General features: G+C 64.9%; 27 protein-coding genes and 1 pseudogene. 6 read left to right on the top strand and 22 right to left on the bottom strand.

The window, feature by feature from the left end:
- Positions 1-352: 352 nt before the first annotated feature.
- From AADZ78_RS05120 to AADZ78_RS05105, 4 genes are all read right to left on the bottom strand, one after another.
- Positions 353-2,275 (bottom strand): PPE family protein, encoded by a 1,923-nt coding sequence (locus tag AADZ78_RS05120; protein ID WP_085249211.1) that lies wholly within the window; start codon positions 2,273-2,275, stop codon positions 353-355.
- A 443-nt stretch (positions 2,276-2,718) separates the two neighbouring features.
- The gene (locus tag AADZ78_RS05115) at positions 2,719-3,657 is read right to left on the bottom strand and encodes a LysR family transcriptional regulator (RefSeq protein ID WP_239656787.1); all 939 of its coding nucleotides are present in this window, start codon (positions 3,655-3,657) and stop codon (positions 2,719-2,721) included.
- A gap of 129 nt (positions 3,658-3,786) precedes the next feature.
- Positions 3,787-4,452 carry a GNAT family N-acetyltransferase gene (locus AADZ78_RS05110; RefSeq protein ID WP_085249087.1) on the bottom strand — a complete coding sequence of 222 codons (666 nt, stop codon included), beginning with the start codon at positions 4,450-4,452 and terminating at the stop codon, positions 3,787-3,789.
- Positions 4,453-4,492: 40 nt separating this feature from the next.
- On the bottom strand, positions 4,493-5,839 hold the full coding sequence (locus AADZ78_RS05105; protein ID WP_085249088.1) for a xylulokinase: 1,347 nt from the start codon (positions 5,837-5,839) through the stop codon (positions 4,493-4,495).
- A gap of 30 nt (positions 5,840-5,869) precedes the next feature.
- On the opposite strand from AADZ78_RS05105, the gene AADZ78_RS05100 reads away from it, so the two are divergent.
- Both AADZ78_RS05100 and AADZ78_RS05095 read left to right on the top strand, forming a co-directional pair.
- Positions 5,870-6,859, top strand: a complete 990-nt coding sequence (locus AADZ78_RS05100) for an NAD(P)-dependent oxidoreductase (protein WP_085249089.1) — start codon at positions 5,870-5,872, stop codon at positions 6,857-6,859.
- A 5-nt stretch (positions 6,860-6,864) separates the two neighbouring features.
- Complete coding sequence (locus AADZ78_RS05095) at positions 6,865-7,521, top strand: L-fuculose-phosphate aldolase (RefSeq protein WP_085249213.1); 657 nt, start codon at positions 6,865-6,867, stop codon at positions 7,519-7,521.
- Between the two features lie 35 nt (positions 7,522-7,556).
- Here AADZ78_RS05095 and AADZ78_RS05090 read toward each other — a convergent pair whose 3' ends face one another.
- The 3 genes from AADZ78_RS05090 to AADZ78_RS05080 are packed head-to-tail and all read right to left on the bottom strand — an operon-like array spanning position 7,557 to position 9,053.
- Entirely contained in the window at positions 7,557-7,952 is a 396-nt protein-coding gene (locus AADZ78_RS05090) for a type II toxin-antitoxin system VapC family toxin (RefSeq protein ID WP_085249090.1), read from the bottom strand.
- Entirely contained in the window at positions 7,937-8,176 is a 240-nt protein-coding gene (locus tag AADZ78_RS05085; RefSeq protein ID WP_085249091.1) for a hypothetical protein, read from the bottom strand. The genes AADZ78_RS05090 and AADZ78_RS05085 overlap by 16 nt, the downstream gene beginning before the upstream one ends.
- A 31-nt stretch (positions 8,177-8,207) precedes the next feature.
- Positions 8,208-9,053, bottom strand: coding sequence for a helix-turn-helix transcriptional regulator (locus tag AADZ78_RS05080; protein ID WP_085249214.1), 846 nt, complete (start codon positions 9,051-9,053; stop codon positions 8,208-8,210).
- 74 nt (positions 9,054-9,127) lie between these two features.
- Between AADZ78_RS05080 and AADZ78_RS05075 the strand changes: the two genes are divergently transcribed.
- Complete coding sequence (locus tag AADZ78_RS05075) at positions 9,128-9,775, top strand: class I SAM-dependent methyltransferase (RefSeq protein ID WP_372510550.1); 648 nt, start codon at positions 9,128-9,130, stop codon at positions 9,773-9,775.
- Here AADZ78_RS05075 and AADZ78_RS05070 read toward each other — a convergent pair.
- Both AADZ78_RS05070 and AADZ78_RS05065 read right to left on the bottom strand, forming a co-directional pair.
- The gene (locus AADZ78_RS05070) at positions 9,772-11,004 is read right to left on the bottom strand and encodes a zinc-dependent alcohol dehydrogenase (RefSeq protein WP_085249093.1); all 1,233 of its coding nucleotides are present in this window, start codon (positions 11,002-11,004) and stop codon (positions 9,772-9,774) included. The two genes, AADZ78_RS05075 and AADZ78_RS05070, sit on opposite strands and share 4 nt — an antisense overlap.
- Complete coding sequence (locus AADZ78_RS05065; RefSeq protein ID WP_085249094.1) at positions 11,001-11,783, bottom strand: SDR family NAD(P)-dependent oxidoreductase; 783 nt, start codon at positions 11,781-11,783, stop codon at positions 11,001-11,003. The genes AADZ78_RS05070 and AADZ78_RS05065 overlap by 4 nt, the downstream gene beginning before the upstream one ends.
- A gap of 104 nt (positions 11,784-11,887) precedes the next feature.
- Here AADZ78_RS05065 and AADZ78_RS05060 point away from each other — a divergent pair, with 104 nt between their 5' ends.
- Complete coding sequence (locus tag AADZ78_RS05060) at positions 11,888-12,844, top strand: class I SAM-dependent methyltransferase (RefSeq protein ID WP_085249095.1); 957 nt, start codon at positions 11,888-11,890, stop codon at positions 12,842-12,844.
- An 8-nt stretch (positions 12,845-12,852) separates the two neighbouring features.
- Positions 12,853-13,766, top strand: a pseudogene (locus AADZ78_RS05055) (class I SAM-dependent methyltransferase).
- On the opposite strand, the gene sppA reads toward AADZ78_RS05055, so the two are convergent.
- On the bottom strand, positions 13,763-15,535 hold the full coding sequence (gene sppA, locus AADZ78_RS05050) for a signal peptide peptidase SppA (RefSeq protein WP_085249096.1): 1,773 nt from the start codon (positions 15,533-15,535) through the stop codon (positions 13,763-13,765). The pseudogene AADZ78_RS05055 and the gene sppA overlap by 4 nt on opposite strands.
- A 38-nt stretch (positions 15,536-15,573) precedes the next feature.
- On the opposite strand from sppA, the gene AADZ78_RS05045 reads away from it, so the two are divergent.
- Entirely contained in the window at positions 15,574-16,500 is a 927-nt protein-coding gene (locus tag AADZ78_RS05045; protein ID WP_085249097.1) for an LLM class flavin-dependent oxidoreductase, read from the top strand.
- Between the two features lie 79 nt (positions 16,501-16,579).
- On the opposite strand, the gene rplO is transcribed toward AADZ78_RS05045, so the two are convergent.
- From rplO to AADZ78_RS04985, 12 genes are all read right to left on the bottom strand, one after another.
- Positions 16,580-17,020, bottom strand: coding sequence for a 50S ribosomal protein L15 (gene rplO / locus AADZ78_RS05040; RefSeq protein WP_085249098.1), 441 nt, complete (start codon positions 17,018-17,020; stop codon positions 16,580-16,582).
- Positions 17,017-17,199 carry a 50S ribosomal protein L30 gene (rpmD, locus tag AADZ78_RS05035; protein ID WP_085249099.1) on the bottom strand — a complete coding sequence of 61 codons (183 nt, stop codon included), beginning with the start codon at positions 17,197-17,199 and terminating at the stop codon, positions 17,017-17,019. Before rpmD ends, rplO begins: the two co-directional genes overlap by 4 nt.
- Positions 17,196-17,864 carry a 30S ribosomal protein S5 gene (gene rpsE / locus AADZ78_RS05030; RefSeq protein ID WP_085249100.1) on the bottom strand — a complete coding sequence of 223 codons (669 nt, stop codon included), beginning with the start codon at positions 17,862-17,864 and terminating at the stop codon, positions 17,196-17,198. The genes rpmD and rpsE overlap by 4 nt, the downstream gene beginning before the upstream one ends.
- A gap of 19 nt (positions 17,865-17,883) precedes the next feature.
- Entirely contained in the window at positions 17,884-18,252 is a 369-nt protein-coding gene (gene rplR / locus AADZ78_RS05025) for a 50S ribosomal protein L18 (protein ID WP_085249101.1), read from the bottom strand.
- A gap of 2 nt (positions 18,253-18,254) precedes the next feature.
- Positions 18,255-18,794 carry a 50S ribosomal protein L6 gene (gene rplF, locus AADZ78_RS05020; RefSeq protein WP_085249102.1) on the bottom strand — a complete coding sequence of 180 codons (540 nt, stop codon included), beginning with the start codon at positions 18,792-18,794 and terminating at the stop codon, positions 18,255-18,257.
- Between the two features lie 10 nt (positions 18,795-18,804).
- On the bottom strand, positions 18,805-19,203 hold the full coding sequence (rpsH, locus tag AADZ78_RS05015; RefSeq protein ID WP_085249103.1) for a 30S ribosomal protein S8: 399 nt from the start codon (positions 19,201-19,203) through the stop codon (positions 18,805-18,807).
- A gap of 23 nt (positions 19,204-19,226) precedes the next feature.
- Positions 19,227-19,412: a type Z 30S ribosomal protein S14 gene (locus AADZ78_RS05010; protein ID WP_011739072.1), complete on the bottom strand. Its 186-nt coding sequence runs from the start codon at positions 19,410-19,412 to the stop codon at positions 19,227-19,229.
- A gap of 4 nt (positions 19,413-19,416) precedes the next feature.
- On the bottom strand, positions 19,417-19,989 hold the full coding sequence (rplE, locus tag AADZ78_RS05005; protein WP_085249104.1) for a 50S ribosomal protein L5: 573 nt from the start codon (positions 19,987-19,989) through the stop codon (positions 19,417-19,419).
- A 2-nt stretch (positions 19,990-19,991) separates the two neighbouring features.
- Entirely contained in the window at positions 19,992-20,309 is a 318-nt protein-coding gene (gene rplX / locus AADZ78_RS05000) for a 50S ribosomal protein L24 (RefSeq protein ID WP_085249105.1), read from the bottom strand.
- A complete protein-coding gene (gene rplN, locus AADZ78_RS04995) occupies positions 20,310-20,678 on the bottom strand; it encodes a 50S ribosomal protein L14 (protein WP_003403649.1) in 369 nt (122 codons plus the stop codon).
- Between the two features lie 452 nt (positions 20,679-21,130).
- The gene (locus AADZ78_RS04990) at positions 21,131-21,526 is read right to left on the bottom strand and encodes a PIN domain-containing protein (RefSeq protein ID WP_085249106.1); all 396 of its coding nucleotides are present in this window, start codon (positions 21,524-21,526) and stop codon (positions 21,131-21,133) included.
- Positions 21,507-21,740, bottom strand: coding sequence for a type II toxin-antitoxin system Phd/YefM family antitoxin (locus tag AADZ78_RS04985; RefSeq protein WP_169726231.1), 234 nt, complete (start codon positions 21,738-21,740; stop codon positions 21,507-21,509). Before AADZ78_RS04985 ends, AADZ78_RS04990 begins: the two co-directional genes overlap by 20 nt.
- Between the last annotated feature and the right edge of the window lie 137 nt (positions 21,741-21,877).

Raw genomic sequence — 21,877 nt, 5'->3', positions numbered from 1 at the left:
CCACCGTCATCTGCGAGCAGATTTGGCCGCCGTAAGGTCCGGACAGTCGGGGCCATGTTGTCAAACAACATCGTCCTTCCTCCCACCACAATGTGGCCGAAAGGGCGCCGGCTCCGCAGTGCGAGGTAGGCTTCGCCGGCGTATACAACATGCTGCTCGGGGCTAACTGATCAGGGCTTCTGTGCGCAAGGTCACGCTATGCAGACCACCCATCAGCGTCCAGTACAAAATTGCGAAGAAACTCTTGCGCTATTCGCAACTGTGCCTTACCGCGACGGCCGTTGATACGAACCCGCCCCGCAGGCCGGGCCAACCCGCGCAAAGACACAACCTACAACACTGAGACGTTTAACTAACGATGCAGAAATCCCGAGACGAAATCAATAGCATTGAAGCCGCCGGAGTTTTGTATACCGGAATTCGCAATACCCGATGTGGCGTTGGTACTGGTCGGATCGAAATCAAAATTGCCAAAGCCGGACTGCTCCTCGCCTGTGTTCCCAAAGCCCGAAATGAAGCCTATGTTGAAGTCGCCGGTGGCGCTGTTATTGAAACCCGAAGCTATATTGCCCAAGTTGCCGTAACCCGAGAGCGACTCGCCCACGTTGCCGATTCCCGAGTTCTGCAAAGTACCTGAGTTTCGCATACCCGAGTTTCCGGTGCCAGAGTTGCGGAAGCCCGAGTTTCCGGTGCCGGTGTTCCCGAATCCCGAGTTCGCGCCGGTACCGTCGCTGGAGCTGCCGAAACCGGTGTTCAGATTGCCAGAGTTATAGCCTCCCGTATTGATGTCACCCGAGTTACCCAGGCCGGTGTTCGTCGTTCCGGAATTATAGAAACCCGAGTTGGATAGGCCACCGTTGAAACTACCCGAGTTGAACGCCCCGGAGTTGAAGTCACCGGTGTTGAGGTAGCCACCGTTAAAGCTTCCGGTATTGAGGTCACCCGCGTTTGCAAAGCCGGTATTGCTGCCGCCAGAATTGCCAAAGCCGGTATTGACATACTGCGCGTTCCCGACGCCGGTATTGAGTAAACCCGAGTTCCCTAAGCCGGTGTTTATGTAGCCCGAGTTCCCTAAGCCGGTGTTGACGAAACCCGAGTTCCCCACGCCGACGTTTCCGTTGCCCGAGTTGAAGAAGCCGATGTTGTTGGTGCCCGAATTCCCGAATCCAATGTTCCCGCTGCCCGAATTCAGGCCGCCCGCAAGATTCAAGCCCACCTGATTATTGCCAGTGAGTCCGATGCCTATGTTGTTGCTGCCGGTGTTCCCGAAGCCAAAGTTGTTGCTGCCGGTGTTCCCGAAGCCAAAGTTGTTGCTGCCGGTGTTCCCGAAGCCGATGTTTGCGTTACCGACGTTTCCGCCGCCGAAGTTTCCGTTGCCCGAGTTACCTATACCCGCGTTACCGTCGCCCGGAAAGGATCCAAAAGGAGAGGTCATGCTTGGCCCACCGTTTCCGATACCAATGTTCCCATTGCCGTAGTTCCCGAAGCCAAAGTTTTGGTTGCCGAAGTTCCCGCCGCCCACGTTGGAGTTGCCGACGTTGCCGCTACCCACGTTGAAGCTTGCCGGGATACCCCTAATGACGCTTCCGTTCCCGCTACCCAGGTTGGAGTTGCCGAAGTTTCCGCTGCCCACATTGAAGCTCGACATTTGGCCGAGGAAGCCGCTTCCATTTCCGCCACCCAGGTTGGAGTTGCCGAAGTTTCCGTTGCCGAAGTTTCGGTCGCCGGTGTTGCCATTCCCGAGATTGAGGCTGCCGCGGTTGGCGATGCCCAAATTGGGCAGGCCCCGCAGCAGATCCTGCAGAGTGCTCTGCGCCGGCGCCAACTGGGCAATCGCCGCCGACGCCCCGCCGTGATAGCCCACCATTGCCGAGACATCCGCAGCCCACATCACTTCGTACTGGGCCTCGGCGGCCGCAATCGCCGGCGCATTTTGACCGAATAGATTCGAGACCACCAACGACACCAGTTGGGAGCGATTGGCCGCGACCACGGCCGGATGCACTATCGCGGCACGCGCCGTATCAAACACGGCTGCCACGTTTGCGGCTTGATTCGACACTTGCTCGGCGTGAGCAGCCGCCCCGCGCAACCACGCGGCATACCCCTCCGCCACGCTCGTCATCGCCTGCGCCGCTGCACCCTGCCATGCCTGACCACCCAGCCCCGAGGTCACCGAAGAAAAGCCGGCTGCCGCCAACTGCAGGTCGCGGGCCAGACCGCCCCAAGCTTCCGCAGCTGCCAGCATCGGTTCCGAGCCCGCACCCGCGAACATCAGCGCCGAATTGATCTCCGGCGGCAACACCGAAAAATTCACGACACTCACCAACTTTCAGCGGTACACGCCAAGTGGTGGGATCCGCGTCAGCGACGTGGACACCACGTCGCGTGGAGTCGACCTGTCCTGGTTGTGAGCTCACGGTAGAAAGCGCGTGGTGCAGGCGTCCAATAGAAGATTGGGAACAGACCGATGCGAAATCCGCATACTGGTGCGAACAGCTCCGCCACCGCGAGAACCGATCCACAGGAGTCATCGAATTTTCGTGAGATACAAGAGCTTTAGGCCCTGACCACGGCTTGCTGGTCCAGCAGATCTGTATCCGGGTTGACGGCCGTTTCGAAGAGAATTACGAGCCGCATTTTGCGCCAACAGTTTTGACGAAGATACCCCTGCGCCGCCCCGAAGCTAGCTGGCGATCAACCCGCGTTCATGATTGGTCACGACTCATCCCAAGCGTTGGCATCGCGTTCAGGCAGTCCGCGTGAAGCGATCGCAGTGTCGCGGAACGCGGCGGCCGACGGCGGCAGGTACCTATTCGCCATCCAGCCGACCGCTATCGGTCTGGCCAGTTGCTGATCGTCGATTGGGATCTCGACGATGTCGGGCTGTGGTGTGGTTGACGGGGGCAAGACACTTACACCCAAGCGTGCACCTACGAGGCCTCGCAGTGTGGGAACGCCGGTTCCCTCGAAGGCGATCGTGGGCGTAACCCCGTGGCGATCGCAGGCTTCATCAAAGATCCTCCGCATGGCGATATCGCAGTTGAGGACTACGAAGGGTTGGCTGGCAAGTTCTTCGAAACCGATCAGCTTCCGGTTGGCGAGTGGGTGCTCGCGGTGGACGACGGCGTACAGCTGCTGATTGAACAGGTGTCGCCATTTCACCCCAGGCCATTCCTCGACTGAGATTGGGTAACTCAGGCAGAGGTCGATGTCACCTGTGGCCAGATCAGCTAGCAGCGAACTTCCCGCAGCCTGGCGCAGCTCGAATCGTGCTGCGGGAAAGCGGTCGTGATGGCGGCGGATCAGCCTGGGTACCACTGCCACGCCGAGTGTGTTGAGGAATCCCAGGCTTACCGTCCCGGCGTCGACTGCCGCGAGTTCGCGGACGCCAGCGACCGCCGCCTCGAGGCTCCGTTGAGTCACGAGGCTATCCCGCAAGAACGCTTTCCCGAACCGGTTGAGTTCGTTGGCGCGACCACGCCGGGTGAACAGTTGGACCCCGATCTCGGACTCGAGCATCGTGATGGCCCGGCTGACCGCTGATTGGGACACCGCCAGTTTATCGGCAGCTTCGCGCATCGTGCCGCACTCGGCGACCATTTGGAAATAGCGCAGTTGATAAAGCTCCACAATGATTCGCATCTCGAGCGACACAAAGCTGGCTCGTTAATAATGCCCGCGGTTGCCTCGGTTGACAACGCATGGCCGCGACGACGACACCGACATCCGCCGAACGTTTGCCGCTCAACGAGATAGGCGGCACGCCGCGGTGGCGAGCGTCTGCTAGCTGGGGTGAGCAGCAGGCGCACGGGCGACCATCGGTACTGCCGGGAAGGCCCATGCCATCTCCGACCGCGACTTGCGCAGCGCCGCAGTGCCATAACCCTTTTTGCGATGGTCGGGGTGGATCCAGATCCGGACGTCCACCTCGCCATGGACCAGTTCGCCGAAAACCAGGCCAACCTTCTCGCCGGAATCGACGGCCACGAACCACGCAGCCTCTTCGTCCCGCACGCGTCGCATCGCCGCGCGGATCTCGTCGTCGACGCTACCTGCCGGTCCACCGGATCCGTCGCCGGCGGCGCCGATTTCCGCGGTGCGCGTGGCGAAGATGTCACGATCCTCCGCGGCGGAGAAAGGTCGCAGCTCGAGGGTTTCACCCGAACTCGCCGGGCGCTCTTTGAGGGTGAAGCTGAGCTGTTTGTTCAGGTCTTCAAGTTCGGCGAGGATCTTCTTGCGAACGTCCTGGGTGAGTTGGTCCAGCGACATGCTCATCACGGCTTCAGCGCCGAGGTGTGACGTGCCGAGCAGTGCGACGATCGCCTCGACCGCGGCGGCTTTGTTCTCGGCCTCCACGATGGCGTCGGTTACCTCATGCCGGCGTTCGAGTGCGGCGAGCAAGGCATCTGCGATCTCGCGACGGGCTGCGGTCTGGTCGTGGTCTGTCATTGCATAAGGGTAGAACGACATACCGGGTATCGCGCCACCGTTAAGCCAGCCTTGATCCGCTGAGTTCGAGGAACCGGCGATAGCGGTCTTTGGTCGGCCCCGTCCAGGCCGGCCGAGGCTCAACGACGCGCTCGATCCGGGCCCACCGGGCCGCGTCGGCGATGGTCGTTTCCAAACCTACGGCCATGCGCGCGAGGAAAGCCGCACCCAGCGCCGCCCCCTCGGCCACCCGGGACACCCGCACCGGACGACCGGTCGCGTCGGCGATGGCCTGCATCCAGGGCTGCACCCGAGTGCCGCCGCCCGAAGCGACGATGCGCGAGACCGGCGCGCCACTCAGCTCGATGAGTTGGCGGACGACGAACGCGGATGCCTCATATGCCGCCCGCCGCACCGCCGCCGCATCCTGAGTGAGATCTAAACCGTCGAGCACAGCGCGGCGATCTGGATCGTGCAGAGGAGTGCGCTCGCCGCGTATGTACGGCAACCACACCGGCACCCGCCGCGGATCGACCTGCTCCGGATCGCCCGGCCCGATGACGCGATCCACCCAACCGAGGAACAACCCGCCGGCATTGCTTGCGCCGCCGATCTGGCTCTTACCTGCGGTGGTATGCGGGATGGTCCAGAGGCCGGGCATCTGCCGAGCCTCCGAGATGGTCGTCCACACGATCAATGTGGCACCGCACAGCACCAGCACGTCGCCGTCGTTGTCGGCGCCGGCGACAAGCTGTTCACACAAGGCGTCGATGGTGCCGACCGCCAGCACCGAGCCGGTACCGTGCACTTGCCCGGCAGCCACGCCGAAGGTTTCTACCCGGGGCATGCGGTCGACCGTCACACCGCAGTCGGCGCACACCGCCGGGCTCCATCCAGTCCCATCGAACAGCGGAAGGCTCGTGATCGCGGTGGCGTAATCGATCACCGCCTCTCCCGCCAACGCATGGTTAGCCACCGCCGGTGCCGGCCAGTACCCGGCCGCGTCCGGCGCCTGGGCCGCTGTCCAGCGCAGAAACTCGACCGCCTCACCCACCGCGGGCACCGGCTGCGCCGGTCTTTGTGACGCACCGGGCACCCGTCCCCTGACGTCGCCGTAGAGCAAGCCGGGTGTAACGGGTCGGCCGGCAGCATCCACGGCGGTCAGCGAGGGCACCATCGCCGAAACGGCCACCGCCCGAGCACCCGGCTGAGCCAACCGTTCTAGTGCCGTCAATGGCCCACGCCGCCACGCCTCTTCGGCGTCATGCTCTAGCTGGTCGGGGGCCGGCACCCGCAGCTGATACGGAATCCGCACCCGCGCCTTGACGTGGCCGCTCTCGTCGGCGGCTATCGCTTTGACCGCGGTGGTGCCGACGTCAATGCCGATCGTGACGTCTTCACGTGACACGGGCGCTACGGTACGCCAGCATTGGCATACGTGACGTCTCGACCGCGCGCCCTGGTGACCGCCCCGCTGCGTGGCCCGGGGTTCGACAAGCTGAAGCGGCTGGCCGATGTGGTCTACGACCCGTGGATCGATCAGACTCCGTTGCGGATCTACAGCGCCGAGCAGCTGGCCCAACGGATTGCCAGCGAAGCTGCCGATGTCGTTGTGGTGGAAAGTGATTCGGTCAGCGGCCCGGTGTTCGAGCAGGGGTCGCGTGCCCTGATTGCCATAGCGTCCACCCGCGGGGATCCCAACAACGTCGACGTCGCCGGCGCCACCGCGGCCGGCATCCCGGTGCTGCATACCCCGGCCCGCAATGCCGACGCGGTCGCCGAGATGACGGTGGCGCTGCTGCTGGCCGCCACCCGTCACCTAGTGACCGCAGACTCAGATGTGCGGTCCGGCAATATGTTTCGCGACGGCACGATCCCTTATCAGCGGTTCCGCGGTTGGGAGGTCGCCGGGCGCACCGCGGGGCTGGTCGGCCTGGGCGCCGTCGGCCGCGCTACGCAGTGGCGGCTGTCCGGGCTAGGCCTGCGGGTCATCGCCTGCGACCCGTACAACGACGACGCCCGGCACAGCCTGGATGAACTGCTGACCGAATCCGACGTCGTCTCCCTGCACGCACCGGTCACCGACGAGACCGCCGGCATGATCGGTGCCGAGCAGTTCGCGGCGATGCGCGATGGGGTCGTGTTCCTCAACACCGCCCGGGCCCAACTGCATGACACCGACGCACTCGTGCACGCCCTGCGCACCGGCAAGGTCGCCGCCGCCGGTTTGGACCATTTCGCCGGCGAATGGCTGCCGACCGACCACCCGCTGGCGGCCATGCCCAACGTGGTGCTCACCCCACATATCGGAGGGGCCACGTGGAACACTGAGGTCCGGCAGGCGCAAATGGTCGCCGACGGCCTGGAGGCGCTGCTATCCGGCAACACGCCCGCCCATATCGTCAACCCGGAGGTGCTCGGCTCGTGACATCCGTGAAATCGGTGGTCAATCCGGAAGAAGCGGTACTGGCGGCTGCCAAGGACATGCTGCGCAGGGGCCTGGTCGAGGGAACGGCGGGCAACATCTCAGCCCGGCGTTCCGACGGCAACGTGGTCGTTACCCCGTCGTCGGTCGACTACGCCGACATGGCCCTCGACGACCTGGTGCTGGTCGACCCGAAAGGTGCTGTGCTGCAAGCCAAAGACGGCCGCCTGCCGTCGACCGAGATGAAGCTGCACCTGGCGTGTTACGAGGCGTTCGACGACATCGGCAGCGTCATCCACAGCCATCCCGTGTGGGCGACCATGTTCGCCATCGCACATGAGCCGATTCCGGCGTGCATTGACGAATTCGCGGTCTATTGCGGCGGGGACGTCCGTTGCACGCAGTACGCCGCCTCCGGCACACCCGAAGTGGGCATCAACGCGGTCAAGGCGCTGGAAGGCCGCGGCGCTGCGCTGATCGCCAACCACGGTTTGGTGGCCATCGGGCCCCGACCCGACAAGGTGCTGCACATCACCGCGCTGGTCGAGCGTACCGCCCAAATCGTTTGGGGTGCACGCGCTCTCGGCGGTCCAGTAGCCATTCCCGAGGATGTGAACCGCAACTTCGCCGGCGTCTACAGTTACCTGCGCGCGAACTCCCGATAGGCAGTTGACGAATGTGAACACCACGCCGCCCGGACCTAACCGGCGGCGACGTCGAGCAGCCGCAACCCTTCCACCCGGTTGAAATGCTTGCGGTTACGCGTAGCGAAGGGCAAGTCGTGGTTCAAGCAGATGCCCGCCTGCATACAGTCGGCTAGCCCGATGTCTTGGCCGGCTCCTCGCAAACTCGCGGCAACTGCGCCCGCACGAAGCGCGCTTGCCGCGTCGAGCGGGAAGGTGCGCAAGCGCGTCAGTCGAAGGATGACATCGCGGCGCGCCAGGAAGTCGGTGCCGACGCGCAGTTCGAAGGCGGTCACGGCGGTGATACGGAGGCGATGGCTAACGATCAACTCGCGGACCAGCCGCGCTCCCGGACCTACGCCGCGGAGAAAGTCGATCACCAGATCGGTGTCGACGACTACGAGATCCGCCATGTGGTTCTTGCGTCATCGATACGCGTGGACACCTCTTGGGCCTCAGACTCGGTGAGCGTGCCTTCGAGCCCCAGCAGCAGGTCCACTTCGTCGGTATTCAAGTTCGCGAGATACCCATCCAGCGCTTCCTGGACGAGCGTTGAGAAGCCGCGGACGCCCCTGCGCTGGGCAATCGCACTCAACGCGCGATGCTGCTCGTCGGTAATCTCCACGGTTGTCCGCATGCATGCATGTTAACACATGCCGGATCTCGACCTACCCGCGCCACTTTCGTGGCGAGGTGCCGTGCATCCGGGCGAATAGCCTGCTGAAATAGCCGGGATCTGACACGCCGACCCGCCTCGCGACTTCGCTGACCGCAAGATCGGTATTGGCCAGCAAGTCGCGAGCATCTGCCATGCGGCGTTCGATGATCCACTCCTGCACGGTGCGCCCGGTGCGGCGGCGCACGACGGTGGTCAGGTGGCCGGGCGTCATGCCGAGTTCGCGAGCCACGTCGCGCAGCGACAGTGGCTGGGTGTGACGCCGGTCGATTACCGCGAACACTTCGGCCAGCAGCGGTTCACCACTGCGCCTCAGATCGGCCACCACGTCACGGGCCAGGCGCGCAAGCTCGATCAGCAGCACCGTCAGGTGCGCCAGCGCCGCCTGCCGATAGCCCTCCTGCCGCGCGGCCAGCTCCGATTCGATCGAACGGATCGCGTCCTCCCACGCTGGCCGCCGGGCTCTGGGCACCTCCAGGCGCAGCATGCCTCCGGAACGTCCGTGCAGGAACGGGAAGAGCAGCGGGTGCGCCCGCCACGACGGCCAGGGCGAGCGCGCGTCCTCACCAAGAGCAGCGGGATCGAAGAACACCGCGACCCCGGCTTCGAGGTGGTCCAGCTGTCCGGGGTCGAGCACCTCACCTGCGGCCGCCACGTACACCAGGCCCGCACCGGCGGCATACCAGAGCGCCGGGAAATCATGAATGTGACGACCCCGTTCGCCCAGGTCGGCGCGGCTGCCTCGGACCACCGATACCGGAGGCGTGTCCGGATCGGATCGATACTCATAGATGGGCACGCCGCCACGATGGCGGGTCAGCCGAGTGGCGTGCGTCATGGTGTCAAAGATAGTCCAACTTTTGGTGATGATCACCCAATTATTCAGCGAACCAATCATTCACTATAGACATTGTGACCAAATATCATCCACATAACTACCTCCCAGCCGCCGGCCACGACGCGCTGCTTCCCGGTTACGACTTGCTCACCCGCTTAATGGGCTTCAACAAGGTCTATGAGACACTCATCGCCCAGGCCGAAATCGCTGCCGACCAGCGTGTCTTGGAAATTGGCTGCGGCACTGGCAATCTCACGACCCGGGTAAAGCACGCTCATCCCTCGGCCGAAGTGATCGGATCCGATCCCGACCCGCGGGCCCTACGCCGGGCTCAGCAAAAGGCCAACCGGCTGACCGGGATTCGCTTCGAACGCGGCTACGCTCAGCGGTTGCCCTACACCGACGGCGAATTCGACAGGGTGTTGTCGTCGATGATGCTGCACCATCTCGACGACGAAGCGAAACCCGCAGCGGCGGCGGAGATTTTCCGGGTCCTGCGTCCCGGAGGCAGGCTGCACCTAGTCGACATCGGCGGCGACCTGACCACCCGCGATGGCCTCGGGGCGAGGCTCCTCAAGCGCAGCCACCACGCCGCAGGCAACCTCGGCGACGCCATCCCTCGACTGCTGCGCGCCGCGGGGCTCGAATGCACCGAGGTCGCCTCGCATCGGCACCGCTTCGTCGGACGGCTCACCTACTATCGCGCCACCCGCCCGGACTAGCGCTGATCTATGGCCACCTTGACGGCGCCGCTGTCGCCCTGGCTGGCAATCGCCAGGAATGCGTCGCGCCACCGCTCCAGTGGGAAAGTATGAGTGAGCATGGGACGCAGGTCGATTCGGCCGCGTGCGACCAGATCAAGATAGTGGGCGATGGCGTGCTTGCGCTGCCCGCCGACCTCCTCGATGCCGAAAGCGTTGGAACCGACCCAGCTGATCTCTTTGAAGTACAGCGGACTCCACTCCCACCGCCCGGGGCCATGGACACCGGCCTTCACCAGCATCCCCCGGGCAGTAAGCACTCGCACCCCGACCTCGAACGTCTCCGGCTTGCCAACGGTGTCGTAGACCACATCAACCGCACCGGGGTGTGCCATTGGCAGACCCAGGAACGGCCGCCGCAGCCGGCCGCCGCCCCAGGCGACCAGATCCTCGATGATTGCCAGACGCGGCTCGTGCGCAAGGACTTTCGCGGCCCCGAACCAGCGGGCCAGCTCCGCTTGGGCCGCGAACCGCGCCACGACGGCCACCGCAACATCCGGATACAGCGCCCGCAGGATCGCGACCGCGCACAACCCGAGTGAGCCGGCGCCGTACACCAGAGCTCGGCCGGAGCGGGGCGGCGGATGGCGGGTGATCGCATGCAGGGACACCGAGAACGGGTCGGCGAATACGGCGGCTTCATCGGGCACGGAATCGGGAACCGCAAACAGCATGCTGTCGTGGGCGGGCATCAACTCGGCGTATCCGCCGGTCACGTCGGCCGAGACGCCGGTGTGGATGCCGGGCTTGATGTCACCGTCGGCAAAGCTCCAGCACAGGCTGTAATCGCCGCTTTCGCAGGCCGGGCACGGTGGCTCGATACCACGCGGCCCGCATGACAGCCAGGGGTTGAGCACCACCCGCTGCCCCACCCGCAGCCCGCGGGCCTTGGGGCCTAGTTCAACCACGTCGGCGACCACCTCGTGGCCCATGACTTGCGGGAAGGAACAGAATGCCGCCATCGCGTTGTCGGCGTCACCCTCACCGAAATCCAGCAGAATCTGCTTGGAGTCCGACCCACAGATTCCGGTAAGCCTGGGCCGGGTGATCACCCAATCCTGGTGCAGCAGTTGCGGATCCGGAACTTCACGTAATGCCGTCGGAGTGCGGGCCAAGTTCTCGACTAGCGGGTTGGCAGTTCCGGGAACCTGGTAAGGCTCCGGCGGAACGCCGTAAACGAGTGCTCTCATCGCGCGATGTTGGCCGCGCCCGCGATGAAGGCGTCCAGGTCCGCGTTCTTGACATCGACAACCGGTTTCAGGTCCGGGAGATAATGCTCAAAGCGGTCACTGCCCAAGGCCGCGATAATGCCGTCGGCCACCTCGTCGGGTGTGACCTTGGGCCCACGATAGCTGGGTTCGTCATTGTCGGGCCGATCCCAAATCTCGGTATCTACCGGGCCCGGCTCGATCAACTTCACTGAGACCCCGGTGCCCGCCAAGTCGATCGCCAGCGCCTCGCTCCACCCACAGAGCGCGAATTTGCTTGCACAGTAAGCAGATTCGTGGACCACGGCGAGCCGGCCAGCCACGCTCGACACGTTGACGATGATGCCCGATCTGCGCGCCAGCATCCGCGGTAGCAGGGCCAGCGTCAGCCGCATCGGCGCGATGAAGTTGACCCGCATGACGGCCTCCACCTCATCCGGCTTGAGCGAGGTGACGGCCCGACGCTTCGGAATGGCGGCGTTGTTCACCAGCACGTCGATGCCGCCTAGCTCATGCCAGGCCTGCAGCGCCAGCGAGCCGGGCGCGCCAAACGACGTGTCGGCCAGGTCGGCCACCCACATTGCGGAGGCCGGAGATGTCGTCCGGCAGTCGGCCAGCACCTCAGCCAGCCGATCGCGCCGACGCGCGATCAGGCCCACCACCGCACCGGCGGCGGCCAGCCGCCTCGCCAACGCCGCCCCCACCCCCGAAGAAGCTCCCGTAACCAGCACTCGCTTCCCGGCCGCCTGGAAACACGTCATCGCTCAAGGTTGCCGTGAACCGGACCACCTTGGGAACCGTTTGCGCCGAAAGCTTGTTATATTGGCTAAGTATCAATCTGGGCTGTCTTCGAATGAGGTATTGCATGACGTCTACCGGCTCCACCAGATACGAAGGCGACACGTGGGACTTGGCATCCAGCGTCGGGGTCACCGCAACCATGGTCGCGGCCGCCCGTGCCATGGCGACCCGCGCCGACAATCCACTGATCGACGATCCGTTCGCCGAACCACTGGTGCGAGCCGTCGGCGTGGACCTGCTCACCAGGCTGGCGACCGGGGAAATGAGCCCCAGCGACCTCGACGACGACCCAGAACGCCCGATCAGGTCGATAGCCGACGTCGCAGACAACATGGCGGTTCGCACCCGGTTTTTCGACGAGTTCTTCCTGGATGCGACGCGGGCGGGCATCGAGCAGGCCGTGATCCTGGCGTCGGGACTGGACGCCCGCGCATACCGGCTGCCGTGGCCCGCCGGGACCGTCGTCTACGAAATCGACCAGCCACAAGTCATCGAATTCAAGTCCCGAACCCTCGCCGAGCTTGGTGCCGCTCCCACCGCCGACCGGCGCGCGGTGGCGGTCGACCTACGTGAGGACTGGCCGGCCGCACTGCGAGCGGCGGGATTCGACCCGGACCAGCCCACCGCCTGGAGCGCCGAGGGCTTGCTGGGCTACCTACCGCCAGACGCTCAGGATCGCCTGCTGGACACCATCACCGAGCTCAGTGCACCGGGCAGCCGCGTCGCGACCGAAAGCTTCCACAACGTCAGCCCCGCCGACGAGGACCGGATGCGGGAGCGCATGCAGAACATGACCGAACGTTGGCGTCGACACGGCTTCGATATCGACATGACCGGGCTCGTCTACTTCGGTGACCGCAACGAGGCTGGGCCGTACCTCTGCGATCACGGCTGGCTGACGACGAGCATCTCGCTGCAGGATCTGCGCGCCGCCAACGAACTTCCACCACTTCGCGACGACGAAGCGCACGCTGCTGAGATGCTGTACATCAGCGGCACGCTGTACACGACCCCGAGATAGGATCCCGCATGGCACGCGCTCACGACGACAACTGGGATCTCGCGTCCAGCGTCGGCGCGACGGCCACCCTGGTCGCGGCCGGGCGCGCGATGGCAACCAAGGATCCCCAGGGTTTGATCAACGATCCGTTTGCCGAACCACTGGTGCGCGCCGTCCGGTGGATTTCTTCATCAAGATGATGGACGGCGAGCTCGACCTCTCGACGATCGAGGACGCTTCGCCGGCACGCGCGCAGGCGATGGTAGACGGAATGGCGGTGCGCACCAAGTACTTCGACGACTACTTCGTCAACGCCACGGCTGGCGGCATCGGGCAGGCGGTGATCCTGGCCTCCGGGCTGGACGCGCGCGCGTACCGACTGCCATGGCCACCCGGGACGGTGGTCTACGAACTCGACCAACCCCAGGTGATCGAATTCAAGACAGCCACCTTGGCCGGTATCGGTGCGCAACCCACCGCGACTCGGCGCACCATTCCCATCGACCTGCGTGCTGATTGGCCGGCGGCACTACAAGCGGCCGGCCTGGACACCGGCACACCAACGGCCTGGTTGGCCGAAGGCCTGCTGATCTATTTGCCACCGGAGGCCCAGGACCGGTTGTTCGACAACATCACCGCGCTCAGCGCTCCGGGCAGCGCGGTTGCCACCGAATTTGTGCCGGGCATTGTGGATTTCGATGTCGACCGGGCGCGGGAGATGTCGGGTTCGTTTCGCGCCCATGGCTTGGATATCGACATGGGTTCGCTGGTGTACACCGGCGAACGCAACCACGTCGTCGACTACCTGCACGCCAAGGGGTGGGACGTCGAGGGTGTCGCCCGAACCGAGCTGTTCAAGCGCAACGGCATCGATGTTCCGGCCCCGGAAGATGATGACCCGCTGGGCGAAATCATCTTCATCAGCGGAGGCTTGACCGGCTAAAAGCGCGACTCCCCCAGCCACAGCACGCTTACGTCGCTCAGCGTCTGCTCCACGTGGTCGATGAGTCCGACGACCGATCGGGCGAGCAGCGCTCCCACCGCATCAGGCAGCGATGCCGCAGCCGGTTGCGACGACGTTCGCGGTCGGACCAGATCGCGCAGCGACGAGCCCGGATAGCTGACGATGCGGACCTCGGTGTCCTCGTCCAGCCCGGCCAGCACCTTGGCGCGGCGCACCGCGGTACGAAAGCCGCCGAGTTCATCGACCAAGCCGCGTTCGAGGGCGTCGACCCCGGTCCAGACCCTGCCCCGCGCAACAACATCCACGGCTTCGGTACTTAGGTTTCGGCCCTGCGCAACGCGCTCCACGAAGTCGGTGTAGAACAGATCCGCCTCCGCCTCCCGGCGGGCCTGCTGCTGCGGCGTGAAGGGCGCGTCTATCGACCAGGCGTCGGCATTGGCGTTGGTGCGCACCGTATCTGACCTGACGCCCAGCCGATCCTTCAGATCACGGACCACAAGCTTCCCGGTGATCACGCCGATCGAACCGGTGATCGTGCCCGGGTTGGCCACGATCGCGTCGGCGCCCATCGAGACGTAATAGCCACCGGAGGCAGCGATCGCACCCATCGACGCCACCACCGGCTTGCCGCGGTCGCGGGCGCGCTGTACCTCACGCCAGATGGTCTCCGATGCGGTGACCGAACCCCCCGGACTGTCCACCCGCAGCACGATCGCCGACACTGAATCGTCGGCAGCAACTTCCCGCAGCGCCGCCGCGATGGTGTCGCCACCGGCACTGGACGGACCGATCGGCAGAAACTGCGGCCCCCCACGTCCGTTGATAATCGGACCTTCGAGGGTGACCACCGCGATCGTCGGCTTGGCCTTGCGGCCGGGAATCGACGGCACGGGTGGCGCCAACCGCGACCGCGCCGAACCGGCATAGCGCGCCAAGTACATTCGGGGCGGCTTTTCGTCTGAATTATCCTCCGCACCAATCAATTCCGCGATACGCGAATAGGCTTCGTCCCGGAATCCAATCCGGTCGATCAGGCCCGAGTTCACCGCGTCATCACGCAACAGCGGAGCCCGGTTGGCCAGCTCGTCGAGCGCGCCCACGTCAAGGTTGCGCGACTCGGCAACCGCTTGCCACACCTGGTCTTGGATGCTTTCCAGCATCCGGGTGACAGCTTCGCGGTGAGCGTCGGTGTAGCCGTCTTCGGTGAAAAGGTTTGCCGCCGACTTGTATTCGCCCCGGGCAACAAACTGGGCTTCAATGCCCGCCTTGTGCAGCGCATCGCGAAGAAACATGGCGTTGCTGGCGAAGCCGATCAGCCCGACGCCGCCGGAGGGCTGCATCCAGACTTCGCCGAACGCCGAAGCCAGGTAGTAGGACAACGTTCCCGGATAGGTCTCGGCCCAAGCCAGCGACGGCTTGGCCGCGCTGAAGGCCGCGATGGCTGCCCGCAGCTCCTGAACCGCTCCGATCGGCGAAGGCGGGAGTTGTACGCGGGCGATCAACCCGGCGACCCGGGGATCGTCGGCGGCACGGTGGATCGCGGCGACGGCATCGCGCAGAGCCATCGGCCGCCCGGCCCCGGTGATGATCGCGACGGGGTCGAAGCCTGTCGTCTCCGGCGGCATGGACCGCAGGTTGAATTCGAGCACGCAGCCGTTGGGTACGCCATGATGGCGGGCGGTATCGACCCGGCTGACCAGTGCGCGCACGTCGTCGGCACCGGGGAGGGACGGCAGAAAGGCGACCATATCTGAAGCGTACCGACCGGCAACCGTACGGTGGTGCAGTGAGGTTCTCGATCGCGATCCCCCAACTCGACTCCGGTGGCTTCGACGACGCCGGGCTGCGCTCCTATCTCGCGCGCGCTGAAGACCTCGGGTTCGAAGGAGGCTGGGTACTCGAGCAGATCATCGGCGAAGCGCCGTTGCTGGCCCCGCTGGAGCTGCTGGCGTATTCGGCGGCCTGCACGCAGCGGCTGCGCCTGGGCGTTGCCGTGCTGGTGACGTCGCTTCATGACCCGCTGCAGCTGGCCTCGGCCGCTACCGCTGTGGATCGGCTCAGTCACGGTCGGCTCGACCTCGGCGTCGCACCCGGCGGCGGCCGTCGCCGGTTCGCCGCCTTCGGCGTCGAGAAAGCCACGCATATCCGGTATTTCACGCAGGGCCTGGAATTGATGAAAGCGGCCTGGTCCGACGAACCCAGGGTGACGTTCCATGGCCAGTTCCGCGACGTCGACGATCTGCCGGTCCAACCCAAGCCGGTGCAGCGCCCACACCCACCGATCTGGTTCGGGGGTCACGCCCCCAAGGCCCTGGCGCGCGCGGTCCGCCACGGTGATGCATTCCTCGGAGCGGGATCGTCGACGACCGCGGCCTTCGCCGAAGCCGTCGCCATACTGCGCCAGGAACTCGCTCAACAGCACAAAGACCCCGCGCGCTTCACCATCGGCAAACGCGTCTATCTGATGATTGACGACGATGCCGACCGGGCCCGCGAACGTGTGCTCGCGGGGCTGCGGCGGATCTACGGCGAGATGCCCGGCATCGACACGGTGCCGGTGTCGGGAACGCCCGCCGACGTCGCCCGCGGCCTGGCCGAGGTGATCGACGCCGGTGCCCAGATGCTGCTGCTCAACCCCGTCGGCCCCGACGTCGCACAGAACCGCGAACAGCTGGAACGCCTTGCCGCCGAAGTGATTCCGCGGCTCACCTAGTTGGCCCTAGTTGGCGCGAGCAGACGCAAAAGCCCCCGGAATCTGGCGATTTCGGGGGCTTTTGCGTCTGCTCGCGGTACTAAAGCTCGGTGGCTGAGCCGCCGGCGGCGGTGATCTTCTCGCGCGCGCTGCCGCTGAACTTGTGCGCGGACACCTCGACCTTCACGGTCAGCTTGCCGTCGCCCAAGACCTTGACCAATGCGTTCTTCCGAACGGCTCCCTTGGCCACTAGCTCGTCCACGCCAATGGCGCCGCCGTCGGGAAACAGTCGGTTGATGTCACCAACGTTGACGATCTCGTACTCGGTGCGGAACCGGTTACGGAAGCCCTTGAGCTTGGGCAGCCGCATGTGAATGGGCATCTGCCCACCCTCGAAGGTCACCGGCACGTTCTTGCGCGCCTTGGTGCCCTTCGTGCCACGGCCGGCCGTCTTACCCTTGGAACCCTCACCGCGACCAACACGGGTACGCGCTTTCTTCGAACCGGGCGCGGGCTTCAGGTCGTGCAACTTGATGGTCACTTGGCCTCCTCCACCTCGACGAGGTGCCGCACCACCGCGATCAGCCCGCGGGTTGCTGCGTTGTCCTCACGGATCACCGAGTGGCGGATTTTCCGCAAACCCAAAGTGCGTAGGCTCTCGCGCTGCTTCCACCGCGCACCGATGGTGCTGCGCACCTGGGTGATCTTCAACTGACTCATGGTTGTGCCCCCGACGCTTGGGCCTCTCGTGCCGCGACCGCACTGGCGAGTGCGTCGCTTTCGCGGCGCGCTTTCAGCATCCCCGCAGGAGCGACGTCCTCGATCGGCAGGCCACGCCGTGCCGCCACCTCCTCGGGACGCTGCAGCATCTTGAGGGCGGCGACGGTCGCATGCACCACGTTGATGGCGTTGTCGCTGCCCAGAGACTTGGCCAGAATGTCGTGCACCCCGGCGCATTCCAGCACCGCACGGGCGGCGCCACCGGCGATCACCCCGGTACCCGGGCTGGCCGGGCGCAATAGCACCACGCCGGCAGCCGCTTCGCCCTGCACCGGGTGGGTGATGGTGCCGCCGATCAGCGGCACCCGGAAGAAGCCCTTGCGGGCCTCCTCGACACCCTTGGCGATCGCGGCCGGAACCTCCTTGGCCTTGCCGTAGCCGACACCGACCATCCCGTTGCCGTCGCCCACGATGACCAGAGCGGTGAAGCTGAAACGCCGACCACCCTTGACCACCTTGGAGACGCGGTTGATGGCGACCACGCGCTCCAGATAGTTGCCCTTGTCGCCGTCCCGATCACGACTGCTGCGGCCACCGCCGTCGCGGCGTCCCCGCCCGTCGCGGGACTCGCGGCTGTCGCCACCGCCTGCCGGCTGCTCCGCCATTATGCGGTCCTCTCGTTCATCAGAAACTCAATCCGTTCTCGCGTGCGGCATCGGCCAGGGCCGCGATCCGTCCGCCGTAGGTGTATCCGCCGCGGTCGAATACCACGGTGTCGATGCCGGCCGCCTTGGCGCGCTCGGCGATCAGCTGTCCGACCCGCACGCTGCGGGCCTTCTTGTCGCCCTGCAGGCCGCGCACGTCGGCCTCGATCGATGAGGCGGCAGCGACGGTGGTGCCGTTGAGGTCGTTGACGAGCTGCACGTGAATGTGCCGTGCGGACCGGTGCACCACCAACCGAGGGCGCGCGCCGGTGCCGGAGATCTTCTTACGCAGCCGCGCGTGGCGGCGCAGCCGAGCGACTCGTCGGGCCTCGGAGACTGATTGCGCCATGACTACTTACCTGTCTTTCCGACCTTGCGGCGAATCTGCTCGCCCTCGTAGCGCACGCCCTTGCCCTTGTAAGGGTCGGGACGACGCAGACGGCGGATATTCGCCGAAATCTGGCCGACCTTCTGCTTGTCGATCCCAGACACCGTGAACTTCGTCGGGGCCTGGACCGCGAACGTGATGCCCTCGGGGGCTTCGATCACGACCGGGTGGCTGTACCCCAGCGCGAACTCCAGATTGGAGCCCTTGAGCTGCACGCGGTAGCCGACCCCGAAGATCTCCATCTTGGTGGTGTAACCCTGCGTCACACCGGTGACCAGGTTGGACAACAAGGTGCGCGACAGCCCGTGCAGTGAACGGTTGCGCCGCTCGTCGTCGGGACGGGTGACGATGATGGCACCGTCGTCGTTGCGCGACACCGTGATTGGCTCGGCGACCGTCAAATCCAGGGTGCCCTTGGGGCCCTTCACCGAGACGTTCTGACCGTCGATCGTTACGTCGACCCCGGCCGGTACCGGGATCGGCTGCTTACCAATGCGCGACATGGCTATCCCCTCACCACACGTATGCGAGGACTTCGCCGCCCACGCCCTGTCTGGCTGCCTGACGGTCGGTGAGCAGGCCCGACGAGGTCGAAATGATCGCCACGCCCAGGCCGCCGAGAACCCGTGGCAGGTTGGTGGATTTCGCGTACACCCGTAGCCCGGGCTTGGATACTCGCCGCAAACCCGCGATGCTGCGCTCCCGGCTGGGTCCGTATTTGAGCTGCACGACCAGCGATTTGCCGACGCGAGCGTCTTCGGTACGGAAGTCGCTGATGTATCCCTCGTTCTTGAGGATCTGGGCGATGTTGGCCTTGAGCTTCGAGTGCGGCAGGCTCACCTCGTCGTGGTAGGCCGAATTGGCATTGCGCAGACGGGTCAAGAAGTCTGCGATCGGGTCCGTCATGGTCATTGTGTTCTAGTCCCCGTGTCCCGTCACCAGCTGCTCTTCTGCACGCCGGGCAACTCGCCCGCATGCGCCATCTCGCGCAGGCAGATCCTGCACAGCCCGAACTTGCGGAACACCGCGCGTGGGCGACCGCATTTGCTGCAGCGCGTGTAACCGCGCACCGCGAATTTGGGCTTGCGTGCGGCCTTGTTGACCAATGCCTTCTTTGCCATCTACTCAGTTCTCCTTGAAGGGAAACCCGAGGGCCCGCAATAACGCTCGCCCTTCGTCGTCGTTCGTCGCCGAGGTGACGACGTTGATGTCCATGCCGCGGACCCGGTCGATCTTGTCCACATCGATCTCGTGGAACACCGACTGCTCGGCCAGCCCGAAGGTGTAGTTGCCAATACCGTCGAACTGCTTGGGCGATAACCCGCGGAAGTCACGGATACGCGGCAGCGCGATCGAGGTGAGCCGGTCGAGGAACTCCCACATCCGGTCGCCGCGAAGCGTGACCCGGGCGCCGATGGGCATGCCCTCCCGCAACTTGAACTGCGCGATCGACTTGCGGGCCCGGCGGATCTCGGGTTTCTGCCCGGTGATCAGAGCCAGATCGCTTACCGCGCCATTAATCAGCTTGGCATCGCGGGCGGCCTCGCCAACCCCCATGTTGACCACGACCTTCGTCACCGTCGGGATCTGCATGACGTTGCCGTAGCCGAATTGCTTGTGCAGCGCATCGCGAATCTCGTTGCGGTAGCGCTCTTTTAAACGCGGCTGCGTCTTCACGGGACTTTCCGAAGTGGTCATGCCTAGATGTCCTTGCCGTTGCGCTTGGAGATGCGGACCCGCTTGCCGGTCTCCTCATCCACTCGATATCCGATCCGAGTGGGCTTGCCGTCGGAGTCGACCACCATCACGTTGGAGACGTGAATGGGCGCTTCCTGGGTCACGATTCCGCCCGAGCGGGCGCCGCGCTGGTTGGTCGAAATCGCGGTGTGCTTCTTGATCCGGTTGACGCCTTCGACCAGTACCCGGTTGCGGTCCGGGTAGGCCTGCAGCACCTTGCCCTTGGCGCCCTTGTCCTTGCCGGAGATCACCAGCACGGTGTCGCCCTTGTGGACCTTCATCTACAACACCTCCGGGGCCAGCGAAATGATCTTCATGAACCGCTTCTCCCGCAGTTCGCGGCCGACGGGCCCGAAGATCCGGGTCCCACGAGGGTCGTTGTCCGGCTTGATGATCACTGCCGCGTTCTCGTCGAACTTGATGTAGCTGCCGTCGGGACGCCTGCGTTCCTTGACGGTGCGCACCACCACGGCCTTGACGACATCGCCCCGCTTGACGTTGCCGCCGGGGATGGCGTCCTTGACGGTGGCGACGATGACATCACCGATGCCGGCATAGCGTCGCGACGAACCGCCGAGCACCCGGATGCACAAGATCTCCTTGGCGCCGGTGTTGTCGGCGACCTTCAGCCGCGATTCCTGCTGAATCACTAGATCTCCTGACCTGGTTTGGGCACGACTGACCACAGCCTGACGTGCGCGGTCCTGTCACCGAAGGGCACGCGGGGCCAGTATCGCTTGCACGCCACCAGCCGAGGTCTGCCCAAGGCAACCCCTAGAGTCTAGGGGACGGCCAGCTCAGCGCCAAATTCCCGCTTTGGGCCGAATCAGTTGACCAACTGCGAGACACGGCCAGGTGTGACGTCAAGAGCTCCGGCCACATCGCGAACCAACCAGCCGGCATCGACGAGCTCGCGCGCGGCGCAGCCGAGTGAGGGTGCGCGCGTAGGCGCGTGCCCCGGCTAGTCCACGGCTAGTCCGGGGACTTCACCGAGCCAGTTGTTTCCCTCGCGGGAAATGGTTGCGGTGACGTTCATTTCAACAACCATGCTTCTCCGAAGGCTGGAGCCATGTCGCGCTGGGTCGCTACCCATTTCGCAGCGTCAGCGTTCTAGTACGGCGACGCCGAGTCGAACGACGTCTCCAACGTTCCGGGTCACCAAAGGGACACCGAGACTCAAGGCGGTCGCCGCGATCATGAGATCGAGCGCCCGCCCACGCGGACTGCGGCCGAACTGGCGCAGCCTCGCACACAGCAGGCCGTAATGGTGAGCGGCGTCGTCGCTAAACGCCAACCCGTGCCCGTACGTTGCTTGAATCAACGTCAGACGGTGCTGTCGCGCCAGGCGCACCGCCTCGCTAGTGGCGGCCTGCACCCCGAAGTGCAGCTCCGCATAACTGACGGCACTGACCTGGCAGACCAGGCCGGACAGGTTCACATCGTCGGCGACAAGCACGCTGGTGTCCAGCAGCGCCCTCTTATTTCCAGGGGTCGGCAAGCGTCTCGTCCTCGCGGGCTAATTCCAGATCGGCCTCCCACTGAGTGTCCACTTCGGCGGCGTAGATGTGCGCGGCGCGATCACCGTCAACCCACGCCGGCGCTTCGATGGGCACTATCCGCGCCACCGGGCGCCCGTTCACCGACACGATTACTTCTGCGCCCGCCTCCACGGCCCGCAGTACCGGAGCGGGGTTCTGCCTAAGCTCTCGCATCCCGATGCTATGCACGAACACCAGCATAAGCGCCAATGTCGATCATGATCTACCCAACGGCCGGACCGACGGCATCGTCCACGATCGTCGAGATCGCGGTTTGCAGCATCGGATAGCTGATCCGCTCCTGCTCCAAT

Origin of the sequence: Mycobacterium riyadhense (assembly GCF_963853645.1) — a bacterium.
Taxonomy (GTDB): Bacteria; Actinomycetota; Actinomycetes; order Mycobacteriales; family Mycobacteriaceae; genus Mycobacterium; species Mycobacterium riyadhense.
Note: the sequence above shows the minus strand (reverse complement) of the source record. Positions and strands in the feature narration are given on the sequence as shown.